Below are 18,996 nucleotides of genomic sequence, written 5' to 3'. Positions count from 1 at the left end.
AAAACGGCACCAGAGCTTTCCGGCAAACGCCGGAGAGAACAATTCCAATGCGGGCGGGTTCCCCGGCCTGACGGCCTGTCAGTCGATAGCCGGCCGCTCAGGCCGGGCGACGATCAGCTTTCGGAAAAGTAGCTCTGCAGAGTCCGGACCTCAAGGTCCCCATCCAAATAGGCCCGGATGCCCTTTGCGGCGGCCACCGCTCCCGAAAGAGTGGTGTAATAGGGAACTTTATGCAAGAGGGCAGCGCGCCGCAGCGACCGGCTGTCGGCCAGCGCCTGTGGTCCCTCGGTGGTGTTGAACACCAGTTGCACTTCGCCGTTCATGATGGCGTCGACGATATGCGGACGGCCTTCCAGCACCTTGTTGACCTTCTCTGCCGGCACGCCGTGGTCCGACAGATAGCGCTGGGTGCCGGAGGTCGCGATCACCTTGAAGCCCACCGAATGCAGCAGCTTCACGGCGTCCACGATCCGCGCCTTGTCGCTTTCGCGGACCGACACGAACACGGTGCCCTTGCGCGGCACGCGGGTGCCGCCGCCGAGCTGGCTCTTGGCGAAGGCGATCTCGAACGAGCGGTCGATGCCCATCACTTCGCCGGTGGAGCGCATCTCCGGGCCGAGCACGGTGTCGACGCCCGGGAAGCGGGCGAACGGGAATACCGATTCCTTGACGCCGACGTGATCGAGGTTGCGCTTCTTCAGGCCGAGATCGGCGATCTTCTCGCCGGCCATGATTCGGGCCGCGAGCTTGGCGACCGGCATGCCGATCACCTTGGCGACGAACGGCACGGTACGTGACGCGCGCGGATTGACTTCGAGCACGTAGATCTCGCCGTCCTTGATGGCGTACTGCACGTTCATCAGGCCGACGACGTCGAGGCCGAGCGCCAGTTCGCGGGTCTGGCGTTCCAGCTCGGCGATGGTCTCCGCGCTGAGCGAATGCGGCGGCAGCGAGCAGGCCGAGTCGCCCGAATGAATGCCGGCCTCTTCGATGTGCTCCATGATGCCGACGATGAAGGTGTCCTTGCCGTCCGACAGGCAGTCGACGTCCACTTCCGTCGCGTCCGACAGATAGCGGTCGAACAGCAGCGGATTGGTACCGAGCACGGTGTTGATCTGCCCGGTTTTGTCGTTCGGATAGCGCGCTTTGACGTCGCCCGGCACCAGCTCGGGCAGGGTGCCGAGCAGATAATCGCTGAGCTGATTGTCCTCGCGGATGATCTGCATCGCGCGGCCGCCGAGCACGTAAGACGGACGCACCACCAGCGGCAGGCCCAGCTCGGCCGCGACCAGACGGGCCTGCTCGACCGAATAGGCGATGCCGTTCTTCGGCTGCTTCAGCCGCAGTTTGTCGAGGATGCGCTTGAAGCGGTCGCGGTCCTCGGCGAGGTCGATCGCGTCCGGCGAGGTGCCGAGGATCGGCACATCGGCGGCTTCCAGCGCGCGCGCCAGCTTCAGCGGCGTCTGGCCGCCGAACTGCACGATCACGCCGCGCAGCGTGCCGTTGGAGCGTTCGGTGTCGATGATCTCGAGCACGTCTTCGCCCGTCAGCGGCTCGAAATACAGCCGGTCCGCGGTGTCGTAGTCGGTCGACACCGTTTCCGGGTTGCAGTTGACCATGATCGATTCGTAGCCCGCGTCATGCAGCGCGAAGCAGGCGTGGCAGCAGCAGTAGTCAAACTCGATGCCTTGGCCGATCCGGTTCGGGCCGCCGCCGAGGATGATCACCTTCTGCTTGTCCGACGGCTGGCTTTCGTCCGACGCAGGGCCGGCGAACGGCGACTCGTAGGTCGAGTACATGTAGGCGGTCGGCGAGGCGAACTCCGCCGCGCAAGTGTCGATCCGCTTGAACACCGGACGCACGCCGAGCGCGCGGCGCTTGGCCTTGACCTCGGCTTCGGTGGTGTCGGCGAGCACGGCAAGGCGGGCGTCGGAGAAGCCCATCGCCTTCAGGGTGCGCATGCCGAACGCATGATCCGGCAAGCCTGCCTCGCGGACCCGGGCTTCCATGTCGATGATGCCGCGGAGCTGCGCCAGGAACCAGGGATCGATCTTGCAGGAGTTGAAGATCTCCTCATTCGACCAGCCGAGCCGCATCGCCTGGGCGACCTGCAGCAGCCGGCTCGGGGTCGGGGTGCCGAGCGCCGCACGAATCGCATTCTTGTCGTCGCCGCGGCCGAGACCGTCGATCTCGATCTCGTCGAGACCGGTGAGGCCGCTCTCGAGCCCGCGCAGCGCTTTCTGCAGGCTTTCCTGGAAGGTACGGCCGATCGCCATCACTTCGCCGACCGATTTCATCGCGGTGGTCAGCGTCGGCGAAGCGCCGGGGAATTTCTCGAAGGCGAACCGCGGAATCTTGGTGACGACGTAATCGATCGTCGGCTCGAACGACGCCGGTGTCGCGCCGCCGGTGATGTCGTTGGCGATCTCGTCGAGCGAATAGCCGACCGCCAGCTTGGCGGCGACCTTGGCGATCGGGAAGCCGGTGGCCTTCGACGCCAGCGCCGACGAGCGCGACACGCGCGGGTTCATTTCGATCACGACCAGCCGGCCGTCGTCCGGATTGACCGCGAACTGCACGTTGGAGCCGCCGGTCTCCACTCCGATCTCGCGCAGCACCGCCAGCGAGGCGTCGCGCATGATCTGGTATTCCTTGTCGGTAAGCGTCAGCGCCGGCGCCACCGTGATCGAATCGCCGGTGTGCACGCCCATCGGATCGAGGTTCTCGATCGAGCAGACGATGATGCAGTTGTCGTGCTTATCGCGCACGACCTCCATCTCGTATTCCTTCCAGCCGAGGATCGACTCTTCGATCAGCACCTCGTTGGTCGGGGAGGCGTCGATGCCGCGCTCGACGATCTCGATGAACTCGGCCTTGGTGTAGGCGATGCCGCCGCCGGTGCCGCCCATCGTGAACGATGGCCGGATCAGCGCAGGGAAGCCGATCTCGTCCAGCGCGCGCAGCGCGTCCGGCAGGCTCTTGACCTGGCGCGAGTTCGGGGTCTCCAGCCCGATCTTGGTCATCGCCTCGCGGAACCGCTCGCGGTCCTCGGCCTTGTCGATCGCGTCGGCGGTGGCGCCGATCATCTCGACATCGAACTTCTCCAGCGTGCCGAGCTTGCGCAAGGAAAGTGCGCAGTTCAGCGCGGTCTGGCCGCCCATCGTCGGCAGCAGCGCGAAGCCGCCGGGGATGACGTAGCGCTCCTTCTCGATGATCTTGGCGACGATCTCCGGGGTGATCGGCTCGATATAGGTGGCGTCCGCCAGCTCCGGATCGGTCATGATCGTCGCCGGATTGGAATTGACCAGGACGACCCGATAGCCCTCCTGCTTCAGCGCCTTGACCGCCTGCGTGCCGGAATAGTCGAATTCGCAGGCCTGGCCGATCACGATAGGACCGGCCCCGATGATGAGGATGGTGGAGATGTCGGTTCGTTTGGGCATCAAATCTCGCTGACGCGGGCGGAAATCGCGGGCACAAAAAAAGGGCGCGCAGCCGCGCGTCCCTCAGGTCTTCAAGCGCCGGGCCGTCCCAGGCGCGCGGGAGGTGTCTTAGACCAGTTTCCCGGGCGGCGAAAGGCCTTCCAGTCGCCCGTCAACCGGCAATTTCGGCAAGATCTGGAGGCCCAGCCTGGACTTGAACCAGGAAAAAGAGCGTTGCACCGCCCCCGCGTTAATCTTCCGCCACCGGGCCGAGCGCATCTTGGCACTTCACGAAGGGGTGATCCAGCCCCGAGAGCGGCTATCCTTAATGCAATGCGGCCTTCGGCCTCCGGTCATTTAGGATTGGGATCCGGCCGAGCGGCCTCGGGCGGTTGCAGGCGGCCGGCCCGGTGCAAAATTACCGAATTGTCTCGCGCCCGTGATGCTGCGGCCTCTCTCCAATGCGAGGTCGCAGTCACGAACTCGTGTCCGCGCCTCCGTAACAGCTAGGCGCGAGCCTCGTATCTTGAGCGCAACGGTCAGGCTAACGGCCTCAACCTCAACCTCGCGAGGACAGCTCATGCGCGCTTCATTTGGTCGTCTTGCTCTCTGCGCCGCGGCCGCCGGGCTGCTCGCATGGTCCGCGCTCGGACCGTCCCGGGCGGCCGAGGAGCCGGTCGTGATTCCACCGACGCAACTCGACGCCAAGGAAGCCGGCGGCATTCAGACCGCGGTGTTCGCCGGCGGCTGCTTCTGGGGCGTGCAGGGCGTGTTCCAGCACACGGCCGGCGTGGTGAATGCGTTGTCGGGGTATGCGGGCGGCAGCAAAGCAAGTGCGAGCTATCCGCTGGTTTCGACCGGGACCACCGGGCACGCCGAGGCAGTCGAGGTCAAATACGATCCAAAGCGGATCTCCTACGGCAAGCTGTTGCAGATCTACTTCTCGGTCGCGCACGATCCGACGCAGCTCGATCGCCAGGGCCCCGACACCGGGCCGCAATATCGCTCGGCGATCTTCACCACGAGCGAAGAGCAGAAGCGGATCGCCGACGCCTATATCGCGCAGCTCGACGCCGCCAAGGTGTTCGGCGCACCGATCGTCACCAAGGTCGGCCCGCTGAAGGGGTTTTATGCCGCGGAGGCCTACCACCAGGACTACCTGACGCTGCACCCCACTCAGCCCTATATTGCCTACAACGACCTGCCGAAGATCGAGGCCCTGAAGAAGCTGTTTCCGACGGAGTATCTCGACAAGCCGACGCTGGTGAGCAGCGTCAAGGCCACCAACTGAAGGCGGGGCCCGACGGTTTCAGGAGGAACGATGTCCGACACCAAGACCACCTCTCCCGGCAAGATTGAGAAGAGCGAAGCCGAGTGGCGCAAGGAGCTGACGCCGATGCAGTACGCCGTGCTGCGCGAGAAGGCGACCGAGCGGCCCTATACCGGAGAGTATGAATACGAGACCCGGCCCGGCACCTATGTGTGCGCCGGCTGCGGTCAGACGCTGTTCGAGTCCGATACCAAGTTCGATTCCGGCTGCGGCTGGCCCAGCTTCACCGCGCCGGCGCAGGCCAGCTTGATCGACGAGGAGCGCGATGTCAGCCATGGCATGATCCGCACCGAGGTGCTGTGCTCGCGCTGCAGCGGCCATCTCGGTCACGTATTCCCCGACGGTCCCGGGCCGACCGGGCTGCGCTACTGCATCAATTCGGCGGCGCTGAAGCTGCAGCCGAAATAGCGGAATCCGATCCTTCTGGGTTGATTTGCGGAAGCGGGCCCTCGGCGCCCGCTTTTTCCTGTGTGTCTCAGAAAAGCGAAGTGAATTCATTCAGATAGCGCGATCACGGCGGCCGCGAGTCGCAAATCCGCGCATCGTGCCTATATGAAGAGGGTCGGAATTGAAGCCGCCGGTGCCGATCGAGATCGCGCATTCGCGTGGCCCATCACCCTAGTCAGGAGGCCACTTCCACCATGGCGTTCAGCTACGATACCGCCGCCGAACTGTTTCCCGCAGCGATCCGCAAGAAGCGCCGGACCGGCGTCGCCTATCGCCGCTTCAGCAGGGCGGCCGAGGCCGTGCGCTATGCGATCGAGGAACTGCCGGCGGATTGCCTGAACGGCGCCTATCTGCAGGTTGACGAAGCACGCTTCGACCACAAGGGCATTCGAACGCTGTACGACAGCGAAGATTACCCGTTGCAGCGACGCGCGTCGTGATCAGAGCGCGCCTGCGACAGTCCCGGACCTGTTCTAGAACGCCCTGAAGCTCTGCACGTCGCAGCGATCGACGATCGCGGTAAACCGATAGGTCTCGAGCTTGCCGCTCTTGTAAAACAGCGCGTAGGTCTGCCGTGTCTGATCCGGGGCCTTGCTGCGTAGACAGACGATCCACGGCGTCACCGTGACCGGATCGGCCTCGATCGGGCCGGCAATCTCCCACGGCTGCGGCAGCTTTGCCTCATCCCCGACCTTCTTCAGATCAACCGCCATCACCGCCGACTTCGGCGCCTTGTCGCCACCATCCGGCAGCGCATCGAGAATCGACGAACAGCCGGCGAGGGCGAGACACGCCGCTAGGCTGACTGCGAAACGCGCGATATCGCTGAAACGTCGAATGGGCAGGTCTCCGTCCGCTGGGCCCTAGAGCGATTCCGAGCGGAACCGGGCACGTTGATCGGAACCCTCTAATCGATCCCGCCCGACAAATCAAAATCAGTGCTGTTGGCCTCGGCCTCAGATCGTCTGGTTATAGGCGCCGACTTCGGGATGCTGGCGCAGTACGACGTTCACCGCTTCGAACATGTCGTGCATCCGCTGCTCCGACACCGGGCTTTCGACCACAACCACCAGCTCGGGTTTGTTGGAGGAGGCGCGGACCAGGCCCCAGCTGCCGTCTTCGCAGGTGACGCGGACGCCGTTGACGGTGACAAGATCGCGGATCGGCTGGCCGGCGACGAGGTCGCCATTGGCCTTGGCGGCTTCGAAGTGCTTCACCACCTGATCAATCACCCGGTACTTCACCTCGTCGGCGCAATGCGGCGACATCGTCGGCGACGACCAGGTCTTCGGCAGCGCGTTCTTTAGATCCGACATCGACTTGCCGGGCGCGCGGTCGAGCATCTCGCAGATCGCGATCGCCGAGACGAGGCCGTCGTCGTAGCCGCGGCCTGACGGCGCGTTGAAGAAGAAATGGCCGGATTTCTCGAAGCCCGCCAGCGCCTGGGATTCATTGGTACGGCGCTTCATGTAGGAGTGGCCGGTCTTCCAGTATTCGGTCTGGGCGCCCTGCTGTTGCAGCACCGGATCGGTCGCGAACAGGCCGGTCGATTTGACGTCGACGACGAAGCGCGCGTTCGGATGGATCGCCGCCATGTCGCGCGCCAGCATCACGCCCACCTTGTCGGCGAAGATCTCCTCGCCGGTTAGGCGACTTGGTCAGGTCGGCGATGTAGTTGCCCCGGAAATGGGGATGAAACACGTAGGGGCCCTCGACAACTACTGCACCGGCAGGTCATGTACCTTGCGGCCCGAGGCGATCAACCGTCGATCACAGCGTGTTTGATCAAGGCTGGCTAACCAGCGCACGTCGTACCCGCGAAGTTGCGTTGATCTTCACCATCGGCTCGGATTCGCAGGTGCAACTACTGCCTTCCGAGCCGGAAGTGCGGTAGGAGACGATTGAGTGGCCGGGATGTCGAGGAATGGCTAGCGATGTAGCTTGCACATCTGATTATTCCATCTCGTTCATTCAGAACTGCCTGAATCCTTGCTTGAAAGCTATAATCAAATGCGGTCTTCCAATTCATCCGATTCGAAATTGGACGTCCAAACTTGATGATGGTCTGCTTCCAGATCCTCACGTCACCGCAGTAGCAGGTTAGAAATGGTGCCCCCTATTTGATGGTGATCTAGTTCGATTGTTGAATGCTTGGATTGCTCAAGGATGGACGGGCGAAGAAAATGATTGGCCGGAATTCCGCGCTCGATGGACTTCGAGGCGTTGCCGTAATGCTCACATATTTCGTTCACTATTGCGGAAGCTACATGGCCATTTTCCGTGGTGGAAATCCGAATAGCGTCGATCTGTCCGGTTGGTATGGGGCGTTCGATGTTGCGTTGTACGTCCTGTTCAGGTCACATCACGGCGTCTATCTTTTTTTCATGTTGAGTGGATTTCTTATCGCTCGGATCACGCTCGCTGGGAAATTCGACTATTCCCGCTTCGTCCTGAGGCGCATAATGAGAATTTATCCAGCTTTTCTATTAGCTGTGATGATTTGTGCTCTGGTGGGGCTTGTCTTGCATATTCCGCTTCCAAATTTGCGCGTAATCGCGGCCAATTTGGTTTTCTTAAATGGTGTTCCGTCGCTAGGAATATCAGGGATTGTCTTCAATAACGTTACGTGGTCTCTGTTTTACGAGATGACGTTTTATTTCATGTTCCCGATCGCAGTAATAACGGCTCAAGCTTTTTCGGTTCCGGTTATCGGCGCAGTTGCTCTCTCGGGTGTCGTTGTTGCATACGTCCCCTCAGTGATTGGGTTTTATGCTGAGTTCTATCTCTTCTTGTTTTTCGGAGCTTTAATCGGTTGCTTATCGAAGGAGCAGGTTGGGAGTATTGCGTCGTCCTTTCCTGATTCTATCATTGTCATAATGTATATAGTCGTAGTTGGTCTGATGGTGGCGGGGTATCTCTCGACCTCGCAGTTTGTTTGGCTATTTTCGGTGCTGGGTTCTGCAATTCTGTGCAAGGCGATTGTAGGGGAGGGGTGGTTAGTCGGACTATTGTCTTGGCGGCCGCTCGTTTTCTTGGGGAGGATTTCGTATTCGTTCTACCTTCTTCACTCGGTTGCTTTATCGTTGGTGTTCGCTGGTTGGTGGCATGTCGCAATCGTTCGGTTCGGAGTTGTCTTTGATGCTCTGTTCATGGCGGGGGTCGGCTTCTGTGGAGCGGTTGGACTGGGGTGGTTGTCTTACGTGATTGCAGAGTCGTTCTATTTCCGGATTAACCAGCCGGTCGCCGTGGGCGGTGTATCGAATGTATGAGGTGTAGGCCGAAGTATGGCACGGTGGCGAGATGGATGAAGGATGAAATTTGACGGGTCGCGGATTTGCGTAGCGCGATCTTTCTGCCTTCTGCTATCACGGTGCTCGGAATATGTGGCAGGCTGGATCTGCGGCGCCTTTGCCGATCCCGTGAATTCCTTGATCTGTCAAATACTGCACCCTTGAGGTTTGGTCCGCAAATGTGTGCTCGTGTCTAACCATGGGGTAGTTGCGCATTCGGCGGGTGGAACGATGCCGCCAAGGTGGCTGGTGTGGCGGCAAGCAGCGTCGATCGTGCGTGCTGAGCGATACGCATCCAATGCTTGATCTTGGCGAAGACTTGCTCGATCGGATTGAGGTCAGGCGAATACGGCGGCAGATACCGCAACCTGGGGCCGGCTTCTCGGATCATCCGGCGGATAGGCGGTGACTCGTGGCTGCCGAGGTTGTCCATGACGAAGATCTTGCCCAGCCTCAGCGCGGGCGCGAGTTGCTATTCGAGGCGCGGAAACTCTCGCCGATCGGGCCGTCGAACACGCAAACGCGATGAAGCGGTCGCAGCGCAGGACACCCAGGAAGGTCGGCATGCGCTATTGGCCATGCGGCGCAAAGCTACGCAGCCTTGGGGCCCACAGCCGCGCAGCGGGGCCATGTTGGTCTTGATCAAAGTCTCTTCGATGGACATTAGGCGTTCTAGATCGAGGCCCTGCTACAACCTGCGTCAGCGCTGCGGTCGCCACGCGGTGTCAGCGTATCCCTGCTCGAGAGCGAGCAGCGTTCTTTTGAAGCGCAGCCCTTCACAAGAAAGAATGTCTAAACCGCGTTTTGCGAGACCTTCATGCCTCGTGCTGCGAGTTCATCTTTCAATGCATGCAGCGTCAATTGGGGTGTCTGCCTTATCCCCTCGACAATGAATGCCAGGTGCAGCGCGGGCTTGCGGTGTCTGCCCATCTTGTCCGGCGTCACCGAACCTGTCGCGCAATGGCAACGGCTCCACTTCACGACGCGACACCGAAGCCGGCTGCAACAGCCCGGCAACTTTCGCCGGTCTCCACCGTAGCCACCACTTGCTCACGCAGATCACTCGAAAGAGGTCGGACCATCCGATGCAGGCCTCCGATCCAGTCTGCATCTTGGATCGCACTCCCCCTCCCTCCTCCGGGCGGGATCCCTTTCCCGATTCGGTCAATCGGTGAACCGCTCTAATTCGGTTCTGAGCCGCCCATGGTCTTCGCGTCCTGTGCCAGAATATAACTCTGAGGTTCTGTTTGAGCACAAGCTGCTACAACGACTTGCCGATGGTCAGTAAGGTGTGGTTGCAGCCTGCGATATCTCGGTGTGGAAATAAAGGGGTCTGCAGACTGTAACTATCTAAGCCCAAGAAGTGCTCTCAATGTGCCGCGCCTAGCTCGCTCGATCTTAAGGCTTGGGATCGGGACTGATGGGGTAGATAGCCTGTGACCTTGCCCCTCGGGCTTAATCCAGTTTTAAGTTCGTTCTGGCCCTAACGAGGACCAGAGCATGAAGCGCAGCCGCTTTTCGGAAGAGCAGATCATCGGGATTTTGAAGGAGCACGAGGCTGGCGTTTCGGTCGCCGATCTTTGCCGCAAGCACGGCGTCAGCGACGCCAGCATCTATAAGTGGAAGGCGAAGTTTGGCGGGATGGACGTCTCGGAGGCCAAGCGATTGAAGTCGCTGGAGGACGAGAACACCCGGCTGAAGCGGTTGCTGGCCGACGCCATGCTGGACAATGCAGCCCTGAAGGATCTTCTGGGAAAGAAGTGGTGACGCCCGCGGCCAAGCGGAAAGCTGTCGCGCATCTGCAAACTGCATTCGAGATGAGCGAACGGCGGGCGTGTAAAGCCATCGGCTGCTGCCGCATGACAGTCAGATATCAGACGAGCCGGAGCGATGATGCCGGGCTGCGCCAACGTATGAGGGCGATCGCCCATGAGCGCCGGCGCTTTGGCTATCGGCGCCTCCACGTCCTGCTCAAGCGTGAGGGCTACCTGGTCAATCACAAGAAGCTGTTCCGGCTGTACCGTGAGGAGAAGCTCACAGTGCGCCGCCGGGGTGGCCGCAAACGGGCCCTCGGCACACGAGCTCCCATGATAGTGCCGGTGCTCCCGAATGATCGCTGGTCGCTCGACTTCGTGTCGGATCAGATGACCGATGGTCGACGCTTCCGCATTCTGACTGTGGTCGACGACTGCACCCGCGAGTGCCTGGCGCTGGTGGTCGACACCTCGCTCTCGGGCGCCCGGGTCGCACGAGAACTGGACCGGCTGGTTGCCGAGCGCGGCAAGCCCAAGATGGTGGTGAGCGACAATGGCAGCGAGTTCACCAGCAATGCCATCCTGACATGGGCCGATCAGAGCCGTATCGCCTGGCACTACATTGCGCCGGGAAAACCCATGCAAAACGCCTTCATCGAGAGCTTCAACGGCCGCCTGCGGGATGAACTGCTGAACGAAACGCTGTTCACCTCGCTGGCCCAGGCCCGCGTAGCGCTCCGGTGCTGGCGGGCCGACTACAATGATGCACGACCGCACTCACAGCTCGGGTGGCGGACGCCATCCGAGTTCGCCGCCACCTGCAATCCGCGTCGGGATCTGGCGCTGCGCTATATCGAAAGCTCCACGCCAGCTCCCGCCACCGCCCACATGGGCCCATCTAACCACCCGAACGAACTCAGGCCTGGATAAAACTTGGGGGCAAGGTCACGCCATCGGCCTTTTTCGTGCAGGACTGAGCACCAAGATCAATGCCGTCGTCGACGAAGCCGGCCTGCCCGTGCGCATTGTCCTGTCGCAAGGCCAGTCGTCGGACAAAACCATCGCGCCGATGCTGATCGAAGCGCTTAGACCGGGCGGCGAACTCATTGCCGACCGCGGGTATGATGCAAAGCCGCTTGTCAAACTGGTGCGCAACCGAGGCGGCCGTGCTCACATTCCGACCTGCCGCGACCGCAAGGTCCAGCGTTCGGTCGATCCTGTGGTTTATCGACAGCGTAATCTGGTCGAGCGCTTCTTCAACAAGTTGAAGCACTTCCGTCGCGTCGCCACGCGCTACGACAAGACCGCGCGAAACTTCCTCGCCGCCGTCCTACTCGCCGCCACACGACTGTGGATGCGGTTTGAGCCCACGACCTAGGCGTCTTCCACCTTCCTGAACGAAGCTAGTTGAGTTTTGAGATCCGCGATTCGGATGTCCCGCGCGAGCCGACCATGAACCGCAGGGCATCGTGGACAAAGTCGATCGTCGCATAGTTGTGAATTTCATCTACGGGCGTCGGGGGCTCGGCGGCATCGATCGAAAGGTAAGACGTGCCCAGCGCGAGCTCGGGCGATGCGGCCAATCGGCAGGTGATGGATTCGCCCGCTAAGAAGTCGAAAAAGTGTCCCTGCACGCTCGAGGACGTGCCGTACACCACCGCGCCGTTGCCGGGCTTGATGTTGTATCCGCCGCTAACGTTTCTGTTGTCATCCGTAGCTACGACAGAAATCGCGATCGTGTGTGACTTGTCGTTTTCGACGCCGCAAATCGGTGTCCGGGGCGCACCCAGAATCTTGGTGCCGGCACACGCAGCTATTAAGTGCGTATCGCCACGCTGATTTCCGCGCTGAACAACACTTAAAGGCGGAATTTACATCGAGCGTATCCAGAAAGCTGACGGCTCAGAGGAGGGCCATTTCTCCCGCATCAGCTTGAATTCGGGGAATGTCTCAAGCATCGCCTCGCGGTGATTGATCAGCATATAGTTGCCAGCCCAGTGCACGTCGAACCGGGAATTGAAGGCAAGGAAAGCCTGAAGCAGGTACTGCTCGTTCCAATAGATATGCTGATCGTAATAGACCTTGGGGTAGGGGAGCGGCAAGCTGATATCGTGGATGTGTACGAGAACGCCGGGCTGCAATCTCGGCAGAATCTCAAGGAATTCATACTGTACGTCGCTGCCCGACCGGAGTGCGTGGGTCGAGTCGATGAACAGGATGTCGCCTGCTTTTAACGACGTGAACACCTCAAGCGGAACGTCCTGAACCTTCTTCGCCACGACCTCAGTCAAACCGGGGTAGCCCTTCCTGAAAATCTCCCACGGGTATGGCTCGATCGCGGTGATCGAGGGCGCGCGGCCGAATTCCTGCTGGTTGCGCTTGGCGGCCGCACACGCGAGGAAGGTGGAGTTGCCGCATCCGATCTCGACGATGCGCTCGGGGTTGTTCTGACGGATCAGCGAGTAGTAGACGTGGGAATCGACCGCCATGTAGCTGCCGTTGAGCAGGAAGAACTCACCGAATTCCTTCGCTTCGTTGATCGGAAACTGCTCGCGGAATTCGGCGAGGTAGCGCGGGAACACGCTCTTCATCAGATGCAGCTGGGCTTCGTCGTGGGTGTCGACACCGACCATCTTGCTCGGCGTCGTCCAGAAGGCGTCGAGCTGATCGCCGTCGTCGGGGATCGGCAAGTAATAGTGCTTCGGCAGCAAGTGCATGCCGTTTGCATAGAAGATGTCGTGCGCAGGGTTTCCCGGCAAGAGGGCGAGCTTTGGCGCAATCAGACGGGCGAGCTCGAGCACGACGGCGTCCGACTGCGCCGAATTGGGATAACGTGCCCGAAGGCCGTCGCCCGCAACCGCCGCCATCCGGCTCAGCAATTGATCGTCGCCGGCGAGGACCGCGGCGGGCGCTGCCGCCGCTCCGGCGGCTTCCCGCTCCTGGGCAAGGGCGCGCCTGATCGTCGGCCCTGCGACCCGCTTGGCGACCGCGATCATCCGTCGAAGGGCGGCGTCCTGAGCGCGTCTGGCGAATCTCGCGATCGAGGAATCTTGTGCGGCCATAGGACCCTTCCTGGTCGGTCAGTTGAGCTGTCGGACGATCAAGGCTTCATGCCGAAACCACGTCAGCGGTGCAATCCGGCGGAGTATCTCGCACTATCCTGAACATCGGCTGCGCTTTCGAAGTTGGGGCGCGTCGAATCAGGGCATGCTTCATCGGTAAGAGTTGCCTTGGCATGGACCTTCCCGACAAGGCGTTCCCATTGCAAAGCCACGGTCGCGATGTCAAATGATTTCAACCTGTCGGCCATGGTGGCCAGCAGCGCGGAATGATCGGCTTCTGACCACACGATGTGTTCGATCGCATCCGCCAGCGCGCGTTCGTCGCCGGGAGGGACGAGAACGCCCGCCTGTCCGCAATCCAGCACTTCGCGCGGGCCGGTCGGGCAGTCGACCGCCACCGGCACCGCCTCCAAGGCCATCGCCTCGACAAGGACGAGCGCGAAAGACTCGAATTTCGACGTCAGGATCAACGCGTCGGCGGCCGCCAGATACGGAAATGGGTTCTGGACGGCCCCTAAAAGTCTGACCTGGTCGGCGAGCGCATGGTGCTCGATCAATCGTGTGATCTCGCCCACATGGTCGCCATCGCCGATGATCAGGCAAAGGAAATCCCGACCCCGCTGCCGCAGGAGGCTCAGTGCCTTCAGTAGATGTGCATGATCCTTCTCAGGCGATAGCCGGCCGAGGCTGACCAGGATCGGGACGTTGGGGTGTGGAGCGAGCGGCCTTTCAAATGGCAGCTCACTCAGCCGCCGTACTGTGGCGAGATCGATCGGATTGTAGATGCACTGGAAATGGTCAGGCGGCAGTTCGTACAGTTCGGTCAGATCGTCGCAACAGCCGCGCGACGGGAAGACGCATCGCTCCGAACGGGCCACCGCGGCATGCAACAGGATGTCGAACTTGGCTCGTTGGGCGGGAGCGGGGAAAATCTGGTCGAGGTAGAGACTTTCGACGGTGTGGAGCCATGCCAGATAACGCATCGGCGTGCGCAATGAGGCGAGCCACGCCACGATCGTCGCCTCTTCCATAAGCGAAATCACGATAGCGCTATGGCCTAGCCCCGCTAGGATCTGCGCGATGTAGTCGGCCATGTTGTCGTACGGGGTGAGCGCCGTTGCCTTGATCCCGGGACGCGCGGCAGCGGGCGACAATTCCTCCGACGGCGGGGGTAGAGCGACGTCGACGCAGGGGGGCGGGGCGTCAGCAGTCAGTTCGCGGCGAGCCGCCTTGAACGCGCGCCAGCCCAGCCGGGCGATCTTGAACGCAATGCTCGCCCGAATTCGCTGCTTTTGCGCCGACGTCAGCTTGCTGGCAATGAACGTGACCCAGGCCGGGAAGCGCGGCCGCGGAGCGGCCATGGTCTCCGCAGTTGGAGGAGTCTGCGGCAAAGGTACCTGCTGTTGAACAACCTCGGTCTTGGTCCGTTCGAACCATACCGCCTCGAACGAAGGCGCTACTGTCGCGTGACCGAATTCGGGTGAGATCGCGGAGTTGAACAACGGCACGATGTGGACGTCGAACAGCTGACTGTTCAACGCACCGGCGACGCTCTGAAGCGCCCGTTCGGCGCCGCCGCCATGCAGCGCTCGCGTGAGAAAAACCAACGGAATCCGGCTGGTGGGGGGGGGCTCCTGCCGCGGCGGCTGCGTCGAGGCTTCGCAGCTCAAATCCGTCACGAAACCGGCGAGCACCGCGCTGTCAGCGGCTGCTGACACATGCAGCACTGGGAAGCCATGGGGAAATGCCGCGTTGGTCGGGTCGGCGGACAGAACGCATCGGGGCTGGAATTGTGCGGCCAGCCCGACAATCTTGTTCCGAGGACCCGAGATCACCGGCGTGGTGAAGTCGAGCCGAAACGATGGTGCCCCCGCCGTGAACAGAACGGTCCGCCACCCACGGGCGGCCATCGCCCGGACCACAGGCCGCGCCTGGGCCAGGGCCTCGGCTTCGCCCGTTGCGTGGTCGAGGACGACAGCGAGCGTACCGCCCTGATCGCCGGTGGACGCCGGTTCCGGCAGCGACAGCCCGTGGAACTGCTTCAGATAGGCCGCCAATGCGGCGGACGCGGGATCCCCGGCCGCTCGCAGTGTGAAATAGCGATCGACCGCGATATCGACGGGGTCGAGGCTCCGGTAGACGGTGGTGAGGCCCTCCATTGCGAGCGCGGCGCCGATCGAGGTCCAGATCGACGCGCCATTGCGGTCGCTCCAGGCGCGGGCGTTCCGTCGGCAGCTCCAGCGGGCTCTGGTTCGGAGCCGCCGGCCCAGCACCGGATCGCGGCGTTCGGTGGCCGCGATCCATTCCAGGGCGCGCCAGAGCAGCGCCGGATGCCAGCCCAGGGCGTACAGAAACGCCGAGGGATCCGAAGTGATCGTCAGGGCGTGATCGAGCGCGCGAACCGCCTGCGCCGGATCGGTGAGATCCATGAGCGGGAACAGCGCCTCGAAACGATGCTGATTGAGGAACTGGATCGCGGCTTTGGCGGTGTCATAGTAGCAGGCCTGCGGAAAGACTTCTGAGCCCTGCAAGGCATGGTTGCGATTGGTGACGGTCCATTGGTCGATGAAGCGGGCCGGAAACCTGGCCAGCAGCCGCAGCCACATGTCGTAGTCCTGCGCATAGCGCAGCGACGGGTCGAACGATCCGACCGATTGCCAGGCCGTCCGCTCGACGCAGATCGTGATGCCGCTGATGTAGTTCCGGAAAAACAAGGTAGGGATCTGGGACTCGCGATCCGGCAACGGTCCCCACAGCCCGTGATCGCTCAATTCCTGGGTCGATTCCCGGAGTAGCCGGAAGAACGAGAAGAAGAACTTGCAGTCCGGATGCTGTCGGATCTGCTCGCGGTTGATCTCGAGTTTGCGCGGATCGAACAAATCGTCCGACGACAGCCAGTGAATCCACTGTCCACGTGCCTGGCGCAGGCCTTCGTTCAGCGCGCTGGCGACGCCTCCATTGGGTTGATGGATGACCCTGAACCGCGGATCGCGCGCCGCGTAGTTGTCGGCCAGCGCCGCGGAGCCATCGGTGGAGCCGTCATCCACCACGATCGCCTCCCAGTCGCCGTCGGTCTGGCTGGCGATGCTGTCGAGACACGCTCCAAGATACTGCGCCTGATTGTAGGTCGGCACCACGATACTGAATGTCGGAGCCGGCATGTCCGCGTCCTCAGGCGTACGGTCGAGGGTCGGGCAAGCGATACGGGCCCGGACGATCGAACACGTCCTGCATCCACAATTCGATGATCATCAGCAGCCAGGGACCGTTCCACGAGCGGTGTCCGTCGAGAAATTGCCGGCGGATCTCGTCCACCACCGCGACGTCGAACAGGCCGCGGCGGCGCACCGTCTCGGGCGACAGCGCATGGTCGAGGACCGGCCGCAGCGGTCCCCTCATCCAGTCCCCGAACGGCAGGTTGAAACCGCGCTTGCCGCGCCGGCTGAAGAACGACTGCGGCAGAAATTCGCGCGCGACGTCGATCAGCACTCGTTTGACCCCGCTTTCGTCGTAGCTCGCCGCTGGCGTCAACGGAGTTCCGCCGGGCCGGAGTTTGGCGTCGCGCGGAAGCGACAGCGCGATGTCCGCGATCACTGGATCGAGGAACGGCACGCGTACTTCCAGCGATGCGGCCATCGAGGTGCAGTCGATGTCGCGCAGCAGCTGATTGCGCGTATAGCCGTTGAGGCACAGCGCGCCGACCCTGTCCAGCACGTCGGCCGAGGGCAGAGCATCCAGTCCGGACAGGTCCGCGGCCATCGCGATTGGCGACGACATCGACAGCAGCGCCGCCGCCGTCATCGGCCCGAAGCAATGATAGAGGCCGCCATAGGTCTCCAGGAAGCGTGCCGTGTAGTCGGTATCGTCGAGCGGCGCTTCGGCGGGCTGCAGCAGATTTCTCAGTCGACCGAGAAACCTGCGCGGCTGCCGCGCGGCGGAGTGCGGCCGGGCGTCGAAATCGGGGATCATGCCGGCGAACCACGGATAGCCGGCGAACAGCTCGTCGCCGCCGGTACCGGACAGCGCCACCTTCACGTGCTGGCTCGCCCAGTGCGAGACGAAGTAACTGTTCATGCCGTCGACCGATGGCTGGTCGATGCCGGCCACGAATCTCGGCAGATGCGACGCAGCCTCCTCTCCTCCGATCACGGCCCGGGTATGGTCGGTCTTCAGCCGCGCGGCGATCTCGGCGGCGTCTTCTGTTTCGTCCTCGGCGGCGGCACCGGTCTCGAACCCGACCGAATAGGTCTTGATCCGCGCGCCGCTGTTCTGCGCCATCAGCGCCACGATCAGCGAGGAGTCGACGCCGCCGCTCAGAAACGCGCCGACGGTCACGTCGCCGATCATCTGCATCTCCACCGAACGGATGACGGCGTCGCGCACGTGTTCGCGGATCTCCGGATATGGGCTGGTGCGCAGGCCCGCCACCCGGTCAACGCCGAACGACCAGTACGGTGACATCCGGCAGCCGGATGCGTCGACGACCATCTTGTGGGCTGCCGGCAAATGACGGGCACCTTCGATGATGGTATGCGGCTGGGTGACCGAACCGAAGGTCAGCAGAGTCCGCAACGCCTCGCGGTCTACCGCGCGATCCACCCGGCCGCTGGCGAGAAGTGCCTTCAGTTCGGAGGCGAATACCAGCCCGGTCGGCGTTTCGGCATAGATCAACGGCTTGATGCCGAAATGGTCGCGCGCCAGCAGCAGGCGCTCACGCCCCGGACCGTCTCGCCGATCGTAAATCGCAAATGCGAAGATGCCGCGCAACCGGGACAGGAACGCATCGCCCTCGCGTTCGTACAGCGCCAGCAACACCTCGGTGTCCGAGGTCGACCGGAAGCTCTCTCCGAGCCGGATCAGCCGCTCGCGCTCTTCGGGATAATTGTAGATTTCCCCGTTGTAGACGATCCCGATCGTGCCGGCCGCATTGAACATCGGCTGGTGGCCGCCGGGCGTGAGGTCGATGATCGACAATCGCGCGTGGCCCAGGCTGACCCTGACGTCGACATAGACGCCGCTGTCGTCGGGCCCGCGGTGCCGCATCGACGACACCATCGCCTCTACCGCTGCGCGGTCCGACCCCCCGTATATTCCGGCAAATCCGCACATGCTCTATTCCCGAGGCTCTTCGAGAATCGCTCGCGGCCGATCCCCGTCTCGCTTAGCATCTTTCAACCGTGAAGGAGACACCATGAAAGCCGAAGTCCACGAAGGGCGCGAGCTTGATCTGGGGATTTTGGTCGAGCCACTCTCTGCAGGCGCGCTGCTCGCCTCGATCAGGCAGATTTCTGAAACAGCGCCAATCATCAAACAGCAACACTGAACCAATGCTCAGCCGTCCGGTCAAAAATCGCAACACCGGAACGGTGGAATCGACAAGGTCGCAATCGATCCACGCCGCTGCGACCTTGTCGATTCCCAGCGCGCCCGCCTTGTCCTCGGCGAGCGACCGATCGAACCAGCCAGGAACTGTCTTCACCCTGCCGGGATTGCCGCCTGACGATCTGACGTTATTGAAGAATTCACGCTCGTTGCAAGCGAATTCGCACTGCCGGAAACCGCTGGTATAACCATCGATCACGTCGTTGCCGTGCGGCGGAGGCAGTCCCTCGACGGAATCCAGAGCGATGAAACGCATTTGCAGAAACCAGCGTCTGCATCACGCGCACCGCGTAGGAGAAGGTGATGCCC

13 protein-coding genes, 1 tRNA gene and 2 pseudogenes are annotated in these 18,996 nt (G+C 62.1%); 6 read left to right on the top strand and 10 right to left on the bottom strand.

Annotated elements, in window-relative coordinates; translation table 11 throughout:
• Window positions 1–113: 113 nt before the first annotated feature.
• Window positions 114–3,443 (bottom strand): carbamoyl-phosphate synthase large subunit, encoded by a 3,330-nt coding sequence (gene carB, locus HZF03_RS20615; protein WP_119019491.1) that lies wholly within the window; start codon window positions 3,441–3,443, stop codon window positions 114–116.
• A 175-nt stretch (window positions 3,444–3,618) separates the two neighbouring features.
• Window positions 3,619–3,693 (bottom strand) — tRNA-OTHER (locus tag HZF03_RS20610).
• A gap of 309 nt (window positions 3,694–4,002) precedes the next feature.
• Here HZF03_RS20610 and msrA point away from each other — a divergent pair.
• The 3 genes from msrA to HZF03_RS20595 all read left to right on the top strand — a co-directional run bounded on the left by msrA (window position 4,003) and on the right by HZF03_RS20595 (window position 5,639).
• Window positions 4,003–4,713, top strand: a complete 711-nt coding sequence (gene msrA / locus HZF03_RS20605; RefSeq protein WP_119019492.1) for a peptide-methionine (S)-S-oxide reductase MsrA — start codon at window positions 4,003–4,005, stop codon at window positions 4,711–4,713.
• A gap of 30 nt (window positions 4,714–4,743) precedes the next feature.
• Window positions 4,744–5,160 (top strand): peptide-methionine (R)-S-oxide reductase MsrB, encoded by a 417-nt coding sequence (gene msrB / locus HZF03_RS20600; protein WP_119019493.1) that lies wholly within the window; start codon window positions 4,744–4,746, stop codon window positions 5,158–5,160.
• A 233-nt stretch (window positions 5,161–5,393) separates the two neighbouring features.
• Window positions 5,394–5,639 carry a hypothetical protein gene (locus HZF03_RS20595; protein ID WP_107357602.1) on the top strand — a complete coding sequence of 82 codons (246 nt, stop codon included), beginning with the start codon at window positions 5,394–5,396 and terminating at the stop codon, window positions 5,637–5,639.
• 33 nt (window positions 5,640–5,672) lie between these two features.
• Here the strand turns inward: HZF03_RS20595 and HZF03_RS20590 are convergent, their stop codons facing one another.
• Together HZF03_RS20590 and HZF03_RS20585 are read right to left on the bottom strand one after the other, a co-directional pair.
• Window positions 5,673–5,912, bottom strand: a complete 240-nt coding sequence (locus tag HZF03_RS20590; protein WP_234832303.1) for a hypothetical protein — start codon at window positions 5,910–5,912, stop codon at window positions 5,673–5,675.
• Window positions 5,913–6,155: 243 nt separating this feature from the next.
• Window positions 6,156–6,845 (bottom strand): annotated as a pseudogene (locus tag HZF03_RS20585) (phosphohexomutase domain-containing protein); the annotation flags it as partial.
• A gap of 501 nt (window positions 6,846–7,346) precedes the next feature.
• Here HZF03_RS20585 and HZF03_RS20580 point away from each other — a divergent pair.
• Entirely contained in the window at window positions 7,347–8,468 is a 1,122-nt protein-coding gene (locus tag HZF03_RS20580) for an acyltransferase family protein (RefSeq protein WP_119019218.1), read from the top strand.
• A 167-nt stretch (window positions 8,469–8,635) separates the two neighbouring features.
• On the opposite strand, the pseudogene HZF03_RS24520 reads toward HZF03_RS20580, so the two are convergent.
• Window positions 8,636–9,571: pseudogene (locus HZF03_RS24520) on the bottom strand (transposase).
• Between the two features lie 418 nt (window positions 9,572–9,989).
• Between HZF03_RS24520 and HZF03_RS20570 the strand changes: the two are divergent.
• Both HZF03_RS20570 and HZF03_RS24515 read left to right on the top strand, forming a co-directional pair.
• A protein-coding gene (locus HZF03_RS20570; protein WP_179906209.1) for an IS3-like element ISRpa2 family transposase occupies window positions 9,990–11,173 on the top strand; the annotation gives its coding sequence in 2 pieces (ribosomal slippage) (window positions 9,990–10,239 and window positions 10,239–11,173; 1,185 coding nt in all).
• Window positions 11,067–11,621 carry an IS5 family transposase gene (locus HZF03_RS24515; protein ID WP_234906877.1) on the top strand — a complete coding sequence of 185 codons (555 nt, stop codon included), beginning with the start codon at window positions 11,067–11,069 and terminating at the stop codon, window positions 11,619–11,621. The genes HZF03_RS20570 and HZF03_RS24515 overlap by 107 nt, the downstream gene beginning before the upstream one ends.
• Before the next feature lie 25 nt (window positions 11,622–11,646).
• Here the strand turns inward: HZF03_RS24515 and HZF03_RS20560 are convergent, their stop codons facing one another.
• From HZF03_RS20560 to HZF03_RS20540, 5 genes are all read right to left on the bottom strand, one after another.
• A complete protein-coding gene (locus tag HZF03_RS20560; RefSeq protein ID WP_276510786.1) occupies window positions 11,647–12,033 on the bottom strand; it encodes a Wzt carbohydrate-binding domain-containing protein in 387 nt (128 codons plus the stop codon).
• 81 nt (window positions 12,034–12,114) lie between these two features.
• On the bottom strand, window positions 12,115–13,305 hold the full coding sequence (locus HZF03_RS20555) for a class I SAM-dependent methyltransferase (RefSeq protein ID WP_133303270.1): 1,191 nt from the start codon (window positions 13,303–13,305) through the stop codon (window positions 12,115–12,117).
• A gap of 62 nt (window positions 13,306–13,367) precedes the next feature.
• On the bottom strand, window positions 13,368–16,466 hold the full coding sequence (locus tag HZF03_RS20550) for a glycosyltransferase (protein ID WP_119020043.1): 3,099 nt from the start codon (window positions 16,464–16,466) through the stop codon (window positions 13,368–13,370).
• 10 nt (window positions 16,467–16,476) lie between these two features.
• Window positions 16,477–18,414, bottom strand: a complete 1,938-nt coding sequence (gene asnB / locus HZF03_RS20545) for an asparagine synthase (glutamine-hydrolyzing) (RefSeq protein ID WP_119020044.1) — start codon at window positions 18,412–18,414, stop codon at window positions 16,477–16,479.
• A 52-nt stretch (window positions 18,415–18,466) separates the two neighbouring features.
• Entirely contained in the window at window positions 18,467–18,943 is a 477-nt protein-coding gene (locus tag HZF03_RS20540) for a TylF/MycF/NovP-related O-methyltransferase (protein ID WP_012497392.1), read from the bottom strand.
• Window positions 18,944–18,996: the final 53 nt, after the last annotated feature.

This window comes from Rhodopseudomonas palustris (genome assembly GCF_013415845.1).
In the GTDB taxonomy this organism is placed as follows: Bacteria; Pseudomonadota; Alphaproteobacteria; order Rhizobiales; family Xanthobacteraceae; genus Rhodopseudomonas; species Rhodopseudomonas palustris_F.
The sequence above is the reverse complement of the archived record's forward strand: the minus strand, read 5'-3'. Positions and strand labels throughout refer to the sequence as shown.